This window comes from Nocardioides pakistanensis, from assembly GCF_054781215.1.
In genome coordinates, this window is record NZ_BAAGUV010000074.1 from 164,252 (window position 1) to 177,484 (window position 13,233).

Sequence of the window (13,233 nt, forward strand, 5' to 3'; positions counted from 1 at the left end):
AGGCCCCGTCTGCAGGGCCAGTTGGACGTGCACTCGAACGGCAAGACGCCGCCGCACAGGCGCAGGGTCACCCGCCGGCGGCCGCGAGTGCACGTCCGATCGGCCCCAGAGGTCAGAGCTCGAGCATGAACTCCGGGCAGATCTCGACCACCCGGAAGCCGAGCCGCTCGTTGATCCCGACCATCGCGGCGTTGTTCTCGGCATTGGTGGTGTGGATCTCGGTGCGGTCGGGGAACCGCTCCTGCAGCGCCAGCAGGTTCTGCGGCTTCACGGCCGCACCGAGGTGGTGGCCGCGGTGGTCCCGCCGGACGAGCGTCCCCCACTGGTAGACCTTCGGCCGGTCACCGGCCGGCACGAGCAGGTCGCTGTGCGCGACGACCTCGCCGGCCGGGGTCAGGGCGAGGGTGACCAGCTTGTGCCGCCCCTGCCGCAGCATCCTGTCGACCTGCCGCTCGTGCACCTCGGGGGTCAGCCCCTCCTCCTCGAAGTCGATGTCGCCGGTGGGCGCCCCGACCGCGAGCTGGTTGAGCAGCCTGACGTAGGAGGGAACGAGCTCCTCGTCGACCCGGTCCTGGAAGGTGACGAGCTCGTAGCCGGTGTGGTGCGTGGCGGCCTCGGCCTGCATCGAGCGGATCAGCTCCGGGTCGAGCGGCAGGTCGAGCACGCGGTGCACCTCGACGTTGGCCATCGTGAACCCGTGCTTGCGCGCGAACCGCGCATAGGGGTGCTCGTCCCGGTCCTCCCCGGGGAAGCCCGACTCGACGAGCAGCACGGACCTGTCCTCGGCGCGCATCAGGGCGACGACCTCCTCGACGATCCGGCCGCCCACGCCGCGGCGACGACGGTCGGGGTGCACGACGATCACGCCGTACACCTTGTCGAGGTTGTCCAGCCGCGGGAGCATCAGCGCGGCGCCGCCGACCATGTCCTCGCCGTCGTAGGCGCCGAGCATCTTCCAGCCCATCGCCTCGTCCTCGGCGCGGACCTGGAGCACCATCTCCTCGAACGTCCAGGTGGTCGCCCAGGGACGCTCGAAGCGCTCCGCCGCCTGGCTCACCTCGTGCCAGCGGCGAAGGGCCGCGTCGTCGCGGGTGTCGAGGAGCCGGACGTCCAGGGTCGTGGTCTGCATGTCCCGACGGTAGGGCGGCGCGGCACGGCACCGCACCGGATTTTCGCGTGGAGTCAGAGCTTGCGGAGCCGCACGTAGCGCACCGAGTGGTCCTTGTCCTTGCGCAGCACCAGCGTCGCCCGGCTGCGGGTCGGCCGGACGTTCTCCTCGAGGTTGGGTCCGTTGATCGTGTCCCAGATCCGGTGCGCCTCCTCGACCGCCTCGTCCTCGGTGAGCTCGGCGTACTTGGCGAAGTACGACGCCGGGTTGCGGAACGCCGTCTCCCGAAGCCGCAGGAACCGCTCGGTGTACCACCGGCGGATGTCGTTCATCGCCGCGTCGACGTACACGGAGAAGTCGAAGAAGTCGCTGATCGCCAGCCCGGTGCGCCCGTCCTCGCGCACCCGGGCGGGCTGCAGCACGTTGAGCCCCTCGATGATCACGATGTCGGGCCGCTTGATGACCACCTTCTCGTCGGGCACCACGTCGTAGACCAGGTGGGAGTACGTCGGTGCCTCCACCTCGTCCTTGCCGGACTTGATGTCCATCACGAACCGCAGCAGGGCCTTGCGGTCGTAGGACTCCGGGAACCCCTTGCGGCCCAGGATGCCGCGCCGCTCGAGCTCGGCGTTGGGGTAGAGGAACCCGTCGGTGGTGACCAGCGCCACCGACGGGTGCTCGGGCCAGTGCGCCAGCATCTGCTGCAGCAGCCGTGCGGTGGTCGACTTGCCCACCGCGACCGAGCCGGCCAGGCCGATCACGAACGGGGTCCGCGGCGGGTGCGGGCGCTCCAGGAACTCCTCCTGGGCCCGGTGCAGCTCGCCGGCGGCCTTCACGTAGAGGCTCAACAGGCGCGAGACCGGCAGGTAGACCTGCACCACCTCGTCGAGGTCCAGCTCGTCGCCGAGGCCGCGAACCCGCGCGATCTCCTCCTCGCTGAGCGGCTGCACGGTCGTGGCGCCGAGCGCCGCCCAGGCGGCCCGGTCCAGCTCGACGTACGGCGAGGACTCGCGGTCGCCGGGCACCGGAGCGCCGGGCCGGCCGTGCGCCTGAGCAGAAGCCATGCGGCGCATTCTTCACCACCCCGCGATGGGCGGGAGCACCAGTCCACGCCGGTAGGCTGAGGCGCATGTGTGGAATCGTTGGGTACGTCGGGCCGCGGCAGGCGCAGGGCATCGTGATCGAGGGCTTGCGGCGCATGGAGTACCGCGGCTACGACTCCGCCGGCATCGCGCTGGTCCACGAGGGCCAGATCGCCACCGACAAGCGCGCCGGCAAGCTCGCCAACCTCGAGAAGGCGATCGACGACACCCCGCTGCCGGGCGCCACCACCGGCATCGGGCACACACGCTGGGCCACGCACGGCGCCCCCAACGACCGCAACGCCCACCCGCACCTGGGCCAGGAGCGCCGCGTCGCGCTGGTCCACAACGGGATCATCGAGAACTTCGCCGCCCTGCGTGACGAGATCGAGGCGCAGGGCCACGACCTGCGCTCGGAGACCGACACCGAGGTGGCCGCCCACCTGCTCGAGCGCGAGGTCGCCGGCGGGGCGGACCTGACCGAGGCGATGCAGCGCGTCGCCCGCCGGCTCGAGGGTGCGTTCACGCTGGTCGCGGTGGACGCCCAGGACCCCGACCGGGTGGTCGCCGCCCGGCGCAACTCCCCGCTCGTGGTGGGGCTGGGGGAGGGCGAGAACTTTCTCGCCTCCGACGTCGCGGCCTTCATCGAGCACACCCGCGAGGCACTCGAGCTCGGTCAGGACCAGGTGGTGACGATCACCCGCGACGAGGTCTCGGTGACCGACTTCGAGGGGGCGTCGGCCGAGGGCACGCCGTACCACGTCGACTGGGACCTCTCGGCCGCAGAGAAGGGCGGCTACGACTGGTTCATGCGCAAGGAGATCTTCGAGCAGCCGCGCGCGGTCGCCGACACCCTGCTGGGCCGGCACGACGAGACCGGGGCGCTGCAGCTGGACGAGATCCGGATCAGCGAGGAGGACCTGCGCGACGTCGACAAGATCATCATCATCGCGACCGGCACCTCGTTCTACGCCGGCCTCGTCGCGAAGTACGCCATCGAACACTGGACCCGGATCGCCTGCGAGGTCGAGCTCGCCTCGGAGTTCCGCTACCGCGACCCGATCCTGACCCGCGACACCCTCGTCGTCGCGATCAGCCAGTCCGGGGAGACCGCCGACACCCTGATGGCGATCCGGCACGCCCGCGAGCAGCGCGCCAAGGTGCTCGCGATCTGCAACACCAACGGCTCGACCATCCCGCGCGAGTCTGACGCGGTGATCTACACCCACGCCGGGCCCGAGATCGGCGTCGCCTCCACCAAGGGCTACACCACCCAGCTGGTCGCCTGCTACCTGCTCGGGCTCTACCTCGCGCAGGTCCGCGGCACCAGGTACGGCGACGAGATCGCCCAGGTGGTCCACGAGGTCGCGCAGACCCCGGACAAGATCCAGCAGGTCCTCGACCACGCCGAGCAGGTCTACGAGCTCGCCCGCGAGCTGGCCGGTGCCAGGTCGGTGCTGTTCCTCGGCCGTCACGCCGGCTACCCGGTCGCGCTCGAAGGAGCGCTGAAGCTCAAGGAGCTGGCCTACATCCACGCCGAGGGGTTCGCCGCCGGCGAGCTCAAGCACGGCCCGATCGCGCTCGTCGAGGAGGGCATGCCGGTCTTCTGCGTCGTACCTCCCCGGGGCCGCGACCAGCTGCACGACAAGATGGTCAGCGGCATCCAGGAGGTCCGCGCCCGGGGCGCCCGCACGATCGTGCTGGCCGAGGAGGGCGACGAGGTGGTCACCCCCTACGCCGACGTGATGATCCGGCTGCCGAAGGTGCCGACCCTGCTGCAGCCGCTGCTGGCGGTGATCCCGCTGCAGCTGTTCGCCTGCGAGCTGGCGACCCACAACGGCCTCGACGTCGACCAGCCGCGCAACCTGGCGAAGTCCGTCACCGTCGAGTAGGCCGCGATGATCCTCGGCGTCGGCATCGACGTGGTCGACATCGGTCGGTTCGAGGAGTCCCTGGACCGGACTCCGACCCTGCGCGACCGGCTGTTCACCGAGCAGGAGCGGGACCGGCCGCTGGCCTCGCTCGCCGCGCGGTTCGCCGCCAAGGAGGCGCTGGCCAAGGCGCTCGGCGCGCCGGTCGGGATGGCCTGGCACGACGCCGAGGTGGTCAGCGAGCACTCCGGGAACCCGCAGATGCAGATGCGCGGCACCGTGCTCGCCCGCGCCGAGGCGCTGGGCGCGCGCAGCGTGCACGTCTCGCTGTCCCACGACGCCGGCATCGCCTCCGCCGTGGTGATCCTCGAGTCCTGAGCGCGTCGTACTCCCGCGGTGCTGTGGACGCATCCTCCGCGGCATGCCGCGTGTGCACCGTCTGTAACCCCGCATTACTTGCGAGGGGCGGGCCTAGGGTGAGGGCATGCGCAGCGCTCACACCGTGGCCGAGGTACGACGGGCGGAGGCCGACCTGCTGGCACGGCTCCCCGAGGGCGCTCTCATGCAGCGCGCGGCAGCCGGCCTGGCCTACGCGGTCCTCGACCTGCTCGGCAGCGGCTACGGCCGGCGGGTGCTCCTGCTCGTCGGCTCCGGCGACAACGGCGGCGACGCGCTGTTCGCCGGGGCGATGCTGGCGCGCCGAGGGACGGCCGTGGAGGCGCTGCTGCTCACTCCCGAGAAAGCCCATGCCGCGGGCCAGGCTGCGCTGCGTGCCGCGGGCGGACGCGTGGTGGCCGACCTCGACCGCGCGCACACCCCGGACGTGGTCGTCGACGGGATCGTCGGGATCGGCGGCAAGGGCGCGCTGCGTGAGGAGGCCGCGCGCGCGGTCCACCAGCTGCGCGGGATCCCCGTCGTCGCCGTGGATGTGCCCTCCGGCGTCGACGTCGACACCGGCGAGGTCGACGGCCCCCACGTCGAGGCGGCCGTGACGGTCACCTTCGGCACCCACAAGGTGGCTCACCTCGTCGACCCGGCAGCACGGGCGGCGGGAGCGGTGCACCTGGTCGACATCGGCCTGGACCTGCCCGAGGCGGCGGTCACCGCGCTGCAGGCCGACGACGTCGCACGGCTACTGCCGGTGCCGGACGCCGCCGCGCACAAGTACTCCCGCGGCGTCGTGGGCGTCCGTGCGGGCAGCGCGCAGTACCCGGGCGCGGGCGTGCTCTGCGTCTCCGGCGCCTCCTGTGGGCTGGTCGGGATGGTCCGCTACGACGGGGGTGCCCCGGATGCGGTGCGGGCCGCGCATCCCGAGATCGTCGCCGGCGCCGGTCAGGTCCAGGCGTGGGTGGTCGGCTCCGGCGGCGGCGAGGGAGCCGCGGAGGCTCTTTCCGAGTCGCTCGCCGACGGGGTCCCCGTCGTCGTGGACGCCGACGCGCTGGCGCACCTCGACGGCCCCCTCGGCGTGCCCGGTCTGTTGACCCCGCACGCCGGCGAGCTCGCCCGGATGCTCGGGGTGGAGCGGGCGGCGGTCGAGGCACGGCAGCTCCACTTCGCGCGGGAGGCGGCACGACGGTTCGCGGCCGTCGTACTCCTCAAGGGGCGGCGCACCCTGGTCGCCGCACCGGACGGCCGGGTGCGGGTCTCCACGTCGGGCGTGCCCTGGCTGGCGACCGCCGGGTCCGGGGACGTGCTGGCCGGTCTGTGCGGGGCGCTGCTCGCTGCGGGGCTCGACCCGTTCGACGCCGGGGCGGCCGGGGCATGGCTGCACGGCGCGGCCGCGGCCCACGCCGGAGCCGGCGGGCCGGTGACCGCGCCCGGGGTGGCAGCGGCCCTGCCGGTCGTGTCCCGGATGCTGCTGTTGGGGTGAGGATGCCAAGATGACGGGGTCATGAGCAGCCCAGGCCCCTCGTCCGTGCGCGCGGAGATCGTCGTCGACCTCGACGCCGTCCGGCACAACGTCAGGACCCTCAGGGACCGCGTCGAGGGCCGAGCCGTGATGGCGGTGGTCAAGGCCGACGGCTACGGCCACGGCATGGTCCCCACCGCCCGTGCGGCACGCGAGGCCGGCGCCGAGTGGCTCGGCGTCGCCGTGCTCGAGGAGGCGCTCGCGCTCCGGGCGGCCGGTGACACCGGGCCGATCCTGACCTGGCTCGCCGTGCCGGGGGAGGACCACCGACCTGCGGTCGAGGCGGGCATCGACGTCACCGCCTACACGATCGAGGAGCTCGACGAGATCCGGGCCGCCGCCCGCGACGTCGGCGCCACCGCGCGGGTGCAGCTGAAGATCGACACCGGCCTGTCCCGCGGCGGCTCGACCCAGGAGGCCTGGCCGGACCTGGTGGCCGCCGCGGTCGCCGCCGAGCGCTCCGGCGAGGTGCGCGTCACCGGGATCTGGTCGCACTTCGCCTGCAGCGACGAGCCCGAGCACCCGGCCAACGACGCCCAGGAGGAGGTCTTCCGCTGGGCGGTCGAGCTCGCCGAGCGGTCCGGGCTGCGTCCCGAGGTGCGGCACCTGTGCAACTCCGCCGGTGCCCTGACCAGGCCCAGCGCGTGGTTCGACCTGGTCCGTTGCGGCATCGCCGCCTACGGGCTCACCCCGGCGCCGTCCGTTGCGACGTCGGAGGAGCTCGGCCTGGTCCCGGCGATGACCGTGCAGGCCCGGCTCGCGGTGGTCAAGGGCGTACGCGCCGGGTCCGGGGTGTCCTACGGGCACACCTACGTCACCGCGCACGACACCACCGTCGGCGTGGTCCCGGTCGGGTACGGCGACGGGATCCCGCGCCACGGCTCGTCGCGGGCGCCGGTGCTCGCCGCGGGCCAGGTCCGCCCGATCGCCGGCCGGGTGTGCATGGACCAGTTCGTGCTGGACCTCGGCGACGCCGACGCCGCACCGGGCGACCCCGTGGTGCTGTTCGGCCCCGGCCGCGACGGCGAGCCGACCGCTCAGGACTGGGCCGACGCCTGCGGCACCATCAACTACGAGATCGTCACGCGCATCGGAGGACGCATGCCGCGCAGGTACCTCGGGGAGACCGCCCGATGAACGCTCGTCGCGGGATCGCCGGCCTGGCCGCCGCGGCCGCCGGCACCGTGGTCGCCGGAGGGGTGGCCGCCGCGTTGAAGACCCGACGGGACGTGCGCCGCCGTCGCGCCGAGTCGACCTCGCGTGACGTGTTCGGCACGTTGCGCTCCGCACCGGTCGAGGTGGTCACCACCGACGGGATCACGCTGCACGCCGAGGTCGACGAGCCCGACGAGACCCGCGGCAGGCACAGCGCGGAGCCGACCATCGTCTTCGTGCACGGCTATGCGTTGAACCTCGACTGCTGGCACTTCCAACGCGCGCACTTCCGTGGCCGGCACCGGCTGGTGTTCTACGACCAGCGCTCGCACGGCCGGTCGGAGCGGTCGGAGCTGGAGCACGCCACGATCGACCAGCTCGGCCACGACCTGCACTCGGTGATCGAGCAGCTCGCCCCCGACGGTCCGGTGATCCTCGTCGGCCACTCGATGGGTGGGATGACGATCATGTCGCTGGCCGACCACCACCCCGAGCTGTTCGGTGACCGGGTCGTCGGCGTCGGCCTGGTGTCGACCACGGCCGGTGGCCTGAAGACGCACCGGGTGATCAACCCCTACCTCCCCGACCGGGTGATGCAGCAGGTGACTCCCCGCGCGATGGCCCTGCTGGCGAGGGCGCCCGGCCTCGTCGACGGCGCCCGGCGCAGCGGCTCCGACCTCGGCTTCCTGGTCACCAGCAAGATGGCCTTCGGCTCGGACGACGTGCCCACGCCGTACATCGAGTTCGTCGACGAGATGCTCTCCCAGACGCCGTTCGAGGTGATCGCGGAGTTCTTCCCGAACTTCGACACCCTCGACAAGTGGCGGGTCCTGAACGCCTTCGAGAAGGTCCCCACCGTGATCGTCTGCGGCACCGAGGACGTGCTGACCTCGATCGGCCACAGCCGCAAGATGGCCTCGCGGGTCCGCGGTGCCCAGCTCGTGGAGGTCAGCGGCGCCGGCCACATGGTGATCCTGGAGAGCAGCGAGCAGGTCAACGCCGCGCTCGAGCGGATGGTCGAGGACGCTCTCGCCGAGGGGGCGGCATGAGCGTGCAGGTCCTGCCCGGCGCGGTGGAGGTGCACCCGGTCGGCCCCGAGCGCGCCGGCGACGTGCTGACCGTCGTACACGCCGCGTTCGGTGCCCGTCCTGTTCTCGACCCGCCGTCGACGGCCACCGACGAGACCGTGGAGTCCGTCGCCGCGGCGCTCGCCGCGCACCCCGGGCTGCTGGCGGTGAGCGAGGGCGTGCCGGTCGGCGCCATGCTGCTCGAGCCCGACGGCCCGCTGCTGCGGATGCGCCGGGTGTCGGTCACCCCCGATGCGCAGAGCAGCGGGGTGGCCGGGGCGCTGGTCGGCTCGGCCGAGCGGGTCGCCACCGAGGAGGGGTACGACGGTCTGGTGCTCGCCGCACGCGCGGAGCTGCCGGCCACCGTGGAGTTCTGGCAGCACCTCGGCTACGCCGAGACCGACCGCGAAGGGACCTGGCTGACCATGGCGAAGGCGCTGCCCGTCGAGCGGGAGGCCCCCGACGCCGAGGACACCCGCCGGCTCGGGGAGCAGCTGGCCAAGGTGCTCCGGGCCGGCGACCTGCTGATCCTCACCGGTGACCTGGGCGCGGGGAAGACCACGTTCACCCAGGGCCTCGGTGAGGGCCTGGGTGTGCGCGGCGGGGTGACCTCGCCGACGTTCGTGATCTCCCGGGTGCACCCCTCGCTGGTCGGCGGGCCGGCGCTGGTGCACGTCGACGCCTACCGGCTCGGCGGCATCGAGGAGCTCGACGGCCTCGACCTCGACACCTCCCTCGACGACGCGGTCACGGTCGTGGAGTGGGGCGAGGGCGTCGCCGAGGGGCTGGCCGAGACCCGGCTCGAGGTGACGATCACCCGTCCCCGCGGCGAGGATCCCGACGGCGGCTCCGACACGCGGCACCTGCGGTTCACTCCGGTCGGCGGCCGGTGGATCGGTGCCGGGCTGCACGAGGTCCTCGCGTAACCTTCCTGGCGTGCTGCTCGCCTTCGACACCGCCACCCCCGCCGTCACCGTCGCCGTGTACGACGGTCAGGACGTCGTCGGACAGCGGACGACGGTCGACGCGATGCGACACGGCGAGCTGCTCGCACCGAGCATCAGCGCGGTGCTCGAGGAGGCCGGGATCGTCCGGCAGGACCTGACCGCGATCGCCGTGGGTGTCGGACCGGGTCCGTTCACCGGGCTGCGCGTCGGCCTCGTCACCGCCCGGACCCTCGGCGCCGTGCTGCACATCCCGGTCTACGGGGTGTGCACGCTCGACGTGCTGGCCGCCGAGGCGGTCGACGCCGGCACGGTCGCCGGACGGTTCCACGTCGCCACCGACGCCCGCCGCAAGGAGGTGTACTTCGCCGCCTACGACGCCGACGGCGTCCGCCTCGACGGGCCGCACGTCGTCAAGCCGGCCGCCGTCGCCACGGACGGCCCGGTCGTGGGCCGCGGCGCGGTGCTCTACCCCGACGCGTTCCCCGACGGCCGCGGCCCGGAGAACCCGAGCGCCGGGATGCTGGCCCGGGTGGTGGCCGAGGAGCGCGCCGAGCTGCACGACCCCGAGCCGATGTACCTGCGACGCCCCGACACCGCCGAGCCCCACAAGCCCAAGCGGGTCTCGTGACCCTGCCGTCGGTGACCCTGCGCCCGGCCACCGCGGCGGACGTGCCGGCGATCGCGGCGCTCGAGGTGGAGCTCTTCGGCGTCGACGCCTGGTCGGCCGACGCCGTGGCCGGTGAGGTCGAGGGCACCGGCCGGCACGCGGTCGTGGCGGCGGAGGCGGAGCAGCTGGTCGGCTACGCCGTCACCTGGACAGCCGGCGAGGTGGCCGACCTGCAGCGGATCGCGGTGCGGACCGACCGGCAACGGCAGGGGATCGCCCGCGCCCTGCTCGACGCGGTCCTCGCCCGGGCCCGGGCGGTCGGGACCGAGCGGATGCTGCTCGAGGTGAGCGCGGCCAACGCACCGGCGCTCGCGTTCTACACCGACGCCGGCTTCACCGAGATCGACCGTCGTCGCCGCTACTACCGCGACGGCAGCGACGCGGTCGTGATGCAGCACTCGTTGGCCGCCCGCCGACCCGAGGGAGAATGAAGGACATGCCAACCAACGACGGGCCCCTGGTGCTCGGCATCGAGACCTCCTGCGACGAGACCGGTGTCGGGATCGTCCGCGGCCACACCCTGCTCGCCGACGCCGTCGCCTCCAGCGTCGAGGAGCACGCCCGCTTCGGCGGGGTCGTGCCCGAGGTCGCCTCGCGTGCCCACCTCGAGGCGATGGTGCCGACGATCGAGCGCGCCTGCGACACCGCCGGCGTCTCCCTCGACGACGTCGACGCCATCGCGGTGACCAGCGGCCCCGGCCTGGCCGGCGCGCTGCTCGTCGGGGTGGCAGCCGCGAAGGCGCTCGCCGTCGGGCTCGGCAAGCCGATCTACGGCGTGAACCACCTCGCCGCGCACGTCGCGGTCGACCAGCTCGAGCACGGGCCGCTGCCCGAGCCGTGCATCGCGATGCTGGTCAGCGGCGGGCACTCCTCGCTGCTCCGGGTGGAGGACGTCACCACCGGGGTGGACCCGTTGGGCGCCAGCATCGACGACGCCGCCGGCGAGGCGTTCGACAAGGTCGCCCGGCTGCTCGGCCTGCCGTTCCCCGGTGGGCCCCACGTCGACAGGGCCGCGCGGTCCGGCAGCTCGGTGGCGATCGACTTCCCGCGCGGTCTGACCTCGGGCCGCGACCTGGAGCGGCACCGCTTCGACTTCTCCTTCTCCGGCCTCAAGACGGCCGTGGCCCGCTGGGTGGAGGCGCGCGAGCGCTCCGGCGAGGCGGTGCCGGTGAACGACGTCGCGGCCTCGTTCCAGGAGGCGGTGTGCGACGTGCTCACCCGCAAGGCGGTGGACGCGGCCGTCGTACACGGCATCGACGACATCCTGATCGGCGGCGGCGTGGCGGCGAACTCCCGACTGCGGGTGCTCGCCGAGGAACGCGCCGCGGCCAAGGGGATCCGGGTGCGCGTGCCGCGGCCGGGCCTGTGCACCGACAACGGTGCGATGGTCGCGGCACTCGGCTCCGAGCTGGTCGCCCGCGGTCGCGCCGCCTCGTCCCTGGACCTGCCCGCGGACTCCAGCCTGCCGGTCACGACCGTCGTCGCCTGACCTTCAGGGCTGGGTGGCGAACCGGATCGGTGAGGGCATCTCGTAGTCCTCGCCGGTGACCGGGTCCGAGGCGACCTCCATGCTGCCGTCGAGACCGAACCGGACCACCCTCGACTCCAGCCCGTCGACGACCGTGGCGAGCACGTGCGCCTCGTCCTCCCAGACCGGGTCGCCGAGGAAGAGCTGGCCGTCGCGGTCCTGCTCGAACTCGGTGAGCACGTCGCCGGTCTGCGCGGAGAGGATCGCGAAGCCGCGTGGGCCCACTCCGTCTCCGTCCGACGGGGTGCCGACCACGTAGCGGCCGTCCGGGCTGAACTTCTCCAGCGTCCAGTCGCAGGTCTTGCCGAACAGCTGGTTGCCGGTCTTGTAGGACACCACCGTCCAGCAGGAGGTGCCGTCTTCGTTGTAGGACAGCTGGCCGGCGACCAGACCCTGCGCCTGCGAGGTGCCGCGGGCCGAGATCAGCTTCGGGTTGGCCGGCACCTCGTAGACCTTCGACCGCTCGTCGTACACATAGACCTGGCCGGGGTCACCCTCTGTCTTGAACACGAGGACCCCGTTGCCGGCGTACCCGACCGGGGTGAGCGGCCTGGTGCCGTCCGGGTCCTCCACGGTGCGGGCGTCCAGTCCCGTCGCGTCGAAGATCTGCTGCTTGCCGCCGTCCACCTGGCTATAGGCCACCTGGGTCCCGGCCTGGTTCACCGCCAGCCCGGGTGCGGACGGCATGGAGTCCCGGACCGTCCCGTCCGCGTCGAGGAAGTCGCGGGTGTACTCGCCGTTCTCCTGCCACAGGGCGACCCAGCCGTCGTCGAACGGAGCGATCTGCTGGTACTCCCGCTCCAGCTGCACGCGGGTGCCGTCGGCCCGCACCAGCTCGGTGCCCAGGAGGTAGTCGATCCCGGGCTCCGCGCCGCGCTCGAGACCGTCGAGCGTGAGCGTCACGGGGCCGGACGGCGCGGTGGGGGCCTCGCTCGGCGTGGCCTGCGTGGGGCTGGTCGCGAAGGTGGGTTGCCGGTCCGGCTGCCCGGCACCGTCGAGCGCGGAGTTCACCGCCACGCCCGTCGGCAGCGCGATGCTCGCGACGAGTGCAGCGACGCCGCCGGTGACCAGGTGCCGGCGCCGCTGGATCCGCTTCGCGCTCTGCCGCACCGCGGCGAAGCCGATCGGGTGCCCGCCGACGTCGCTGGAGCGCTCCCGGAGCTCGTGGACCAGCAGGTCCTTCTCGTCGAGGTTGTTCATCGCTCCTCCTCCCCGTCACGGGTCAGCATCGGTTGGGTGTGCACGCGTTCGCGCAGGGCGGCCAGGGCTCGGCTGGACTGGGACTTCACGGTGCCCACCGAGATCCCGAGGATGTCGGCGACCTCGGCCTCGCTGAGGTCCTCGTAGTAGCGCAGGACGACCACGGCCCGCTGCTTGCGCGGCAGGGTTTGCACGAACTCCCACAGCGCGGACCGCTCGCCGTGGTCGGGCCGGTCCTCGACCCCGGTGTGGTCGGGGATCGTGTCGGTGGCGAACTCCTTGCGCTTCCACGCGCGTCGCCACAGCGAGTTGTGCTCGTTGACCATGATCCGCCGGACGTAGCCGTCGACGAGCTCGCGGCGCTGCACCTTGTCCCAGGACAGGTACAGCTTCGCCAGCGAGGTCTGCACCAGGTCCTCGGCGCTGTGCTGGTCACCGGTGAGGAGGTAGGCGGTGCGCAGCAGGGCAGGCTGGCGGGCCGCCATGTACTGCTCGAACTCGGCGTCGCGCGCGGATCTCGCGCTGGAGGACTCCCTCCCCATCTGCACCCCCGTCTGGGTCACCAGCTGCACCTTTCCCACATCCTCTCGGCTTCCGCGCCCCCAAGACGCGAAAACCGCGCCGGAGGTTGCATCCGCCGCCCCTCCGGTGGTCGAGCCCCGGTGGTCGAGCCCGTCGAGACCCCGGTGGCCGACCCGG

General features: G+C 72.9%; 13 protein-coding genes. 9 read left to right on the forward strand and 4 right to left on the reverse strand.

Annotated features, from left to right (window positions below):
* Window positions 1–112: 112 nt before the first annotated feature.
* Both ACYVIH_RS22215 and coaA read right to left on the reverse strand, forming a co-directional pair.
* The gene (locus ACYVIH_RS22215) at window positions 113–1,129 is read right to left on the reverse strand and encodes a GNAT family N-acetyltransferase (protein WP_460871724.1); all 1,017 of its coding nucleotides are present in this window, start codon (window positions 1,127–1,129) and stop codon (window positions 113–115) included.
* Window positions 1,130–1,182: 53 nt separating this feature from the next.
* The gene (coaA, locus tag ACYVIH_RS22220) at window positions 1,183–2,172 is read right to left on the reverse strand and encodes a type I pantothenate kinase (protein WP_460871725.1); all 990 of its coding nucleotides are present in this window, start codon (window positions 2,170–2,172) and stop codon (window positions 1,183–1,185) included.
* Window positions 2,173–2,237: 65 nt separating this feature from the next.
* On the opposite strand from coaA, the gene glmS reads away from it, so the two are divergent.
* From glmS to tsaD, 9 genes are all read left to right on the forward strand, one after another.
* Window positions 2,238–4,082, forward strand: coding sequence for a glutamine--fructose-6-phosphate transaminase (isomerizing) (glmS, locus tag ACYVIH_RS22225; RefSeq protein ID WP_460871726.1), 1,845 nt, complete (start codon window positions 2,238–2,240; stop codon window positions 4,080–4,082).
* Between the two features lie 6 nt (window positions 4,083–4,088).
* The gene (locus ACYVIH_RS22230; RefSeq protein WP_460871727.1) at window positions 4,089–4,439 is read left to right on the forward strand and encodes a holo-ACP synthase; all 351 of its coding nucleotides are present in this window, start codon (window positions 4,089–4,091) and stop codon (window positions 4,437–4,439) included.
* 106 nt (window positions 4,440–4,545) lie between these two features.
* Window positions 4,546–5,931 (forward strand): NAD(P)H-hydrate epimerase, encoded by a 1,386-nt coding sequence (locus tag ACYVIH_RS22235; protein ID WP_460871728.1) that lies wholly within the window; start codon window positions 4,546–4,548, stop codon window positions 5,929–5,931.
* A gap of 21 nt (window positions 5,932–5,952) precedes the next feature.
* A complete protein-coding gene (gene alr / locus ACYVIH_RS22240) occupies window positions 5,953–7,107 on the forward strand; it encodes an alanine racemase (protein WP_460871729.1) in 1,155 nt (384 codons plus the stop codon).
* Entirely contained in the window at window positions 7,104–8,174 is a 1,071-nt protein-coding gene (locus ACYVIH_RS22245) for an alpha/beta fold hydrolase (RefSeq protein WP_460871730.1), read from the forward strand. The genes alr and ACYVIH_RS22245 overlap by 4 nt, the downstream gene beginning before the upstream one ends.
* Window positions 8,171–9,118 carry a tRNA (adenosine(37)-N6)-threonylcarbamoyltransferase complex ATPase subunit type 1 TsaE gene (gene tsaE / locus ACYVIH_RS22250; RefSeq protein ID WP_460871731.1) on the forward strand — a complete coding sequence of 316 codons (948 nt, stop codon included), beginning with the start codon at window positions 8,171–8,173 and terminating at the stop codon, window positions 9,116–9,118. The genes ACYVIH_RS22245 and tsaE overlap by 4 nt, the downstream gene beginning before the upstream one ends.
* 10 nt (window positions 9,119–9,128) lie before the next feature.
* On the forward strand, window positions 9,129–9,767 hold the full coding sequence (gene tsaB, locus ACYVIH_RS22255; RefSeq protein WP_460871733.1) for a tRNA (adenosine(37)-N6)-threonylcarbamoyltransferase complex dimerization subunit type 1 TsaB: 639 nt from the start codon (window positions 9,129–9,131) through the stop codon (window positions 9,765–9,767).
* An 11-nt stretch (window positions 9,768–9,778) separates the two neighbouring features.
* The gene (rimI, locus tag ACYVIH_RS22260; protein WP_460871734.1) at window positions 9,779–10,237 is read left to right on the forward strand and encodes a ribosomal protein S18-alanine N-acetyltransferase; all 459 of its coding nucleotides are present in this window, start codon (window positions 9,779–9,781) and stop codon (window positions 10,235–10,237) included.
* A gap of 5 nt (window positions 10,238–10,242) precedes the next feature.
* Window positions 10,243–11,295 carry a tRNA (adenosine(37)-N6)-threonylcarbamoyltransferase complex transferase subunit TsaD gene (tsaD, locus tag ACYVIH_RS22265; RefSeq protein WP_460871735.1) on the forward strand — a complete coding sequence of 351 codons (1,053 nt, stop codon included), beginning with the start codon at window positions 10,243–10,245 and terminating at the stop codon, window positions 11,293–11,295.
* 3 nt (window positions 11,296–11,298) lie between these two features.
* On the opposite strand, the gene ACYVIH_RS22270 is transcribed toward tsaD, so the two are convergent.
* Both ACYVIH_RS22270 and ACYVIH_RS22275 read right to left on the reverse strand, forming a co-directional pair.
* Window positions 11,299–12,534 carry a hypothetical protein gene (locus tag ACYVIH_RS22270; protein WP_460871736.1) on the reverse strand — a complete coding sequence of 412 codons (1,236 nt, stop codon included), beginning with the start codon at window positions 12,532–12,534 and terminating at the stop codon, window positions 11,299–11,301.
* Window positions 12,531–13,097, reverse strand: coding sequence for a SigE family RNA polymerase sigma factor (locus ACYVIH_RS22275; protein ID WP_460871737.1), 567 nt, complete (start codon window positions 13,095–13,097; stop codon window positions 12,531–12,533). Before ACYVIH_RS22275 ends, ACYVIH_RS22270 begins: the two co-directional genes overlap by 4 nt.
* Window positions 13,098–13,233 lie beyond the last annotated feature (136 nt).

Coding starts and splice junctions, on each gene's coding strand:
- ACYVIH_RS22215 (WP_460871724.1), bottom strand. CDS start 1,129: ATGCAGACCACGACCCTGGACGTCCGGCTCCTCGACACCCGCGACGAC.
- coaA (WP_460871725.1), bottom strand. CDS start 2,172: ATGGCTTCTGCTCAGGCGCACGGCCGGCCCGGCGCTCCGGTGCCCGGC.
- glmS (WP_460871726.1), top strand. CDS start 2,238: ATGTGTGGAATCGTTGGGTACGTCGGGCCGCGGCAGGCGCAGGGCATC.
- ACYVIH_RS22230 (WP_460871727.1), top strand. CDS start 4,089: ATGATCCTCGGCGTCGGCATCGACGTGGTCGACATCGGTCGGTTCGAG.
- ACYVIH_RS22235 (WP_460871728.1), top strand. CDS start 4,546: ATGCGCAGCGCTCACACCGTGGCCGAGGTACGACGGGCGGAGGCCGAC.
- alr (WP_460871729.1), top strand. CDS start 5,953: ATGAGCAGCCCAGGCCCCTCGTCCGTGCGCGCGGAGATCGTCGTCGAC.
- ACYVIH_RS22245 (WP_460871730.1), top strand. CDS start 7,104: ATGAACGCTCGTCGCGGGATCGCCGGCCTGGCCGCCGCGGCCGCCGGC.
- tsaE (WP_460871731.1), top strand. CDS start 8,171: ATGAGCGTGCAGGTCCTGCCCGGCGCGGTGGAGGTGCACCCGGTCGGC.
- tsaD (WP_460871735.1), top strand. CDS start 10,243: ATGCCAACCAACGACGGGCCCCTGGTGCTCGGCATCGAGACCTCCTGC.
- ACYVIH_RS22270 (WP_460871736.1), bottom strand. CDS start 12,534: ATGAACAACCTCGACGAGAAGGACCTGCTGGTCCACGAGCTCCGGGAG.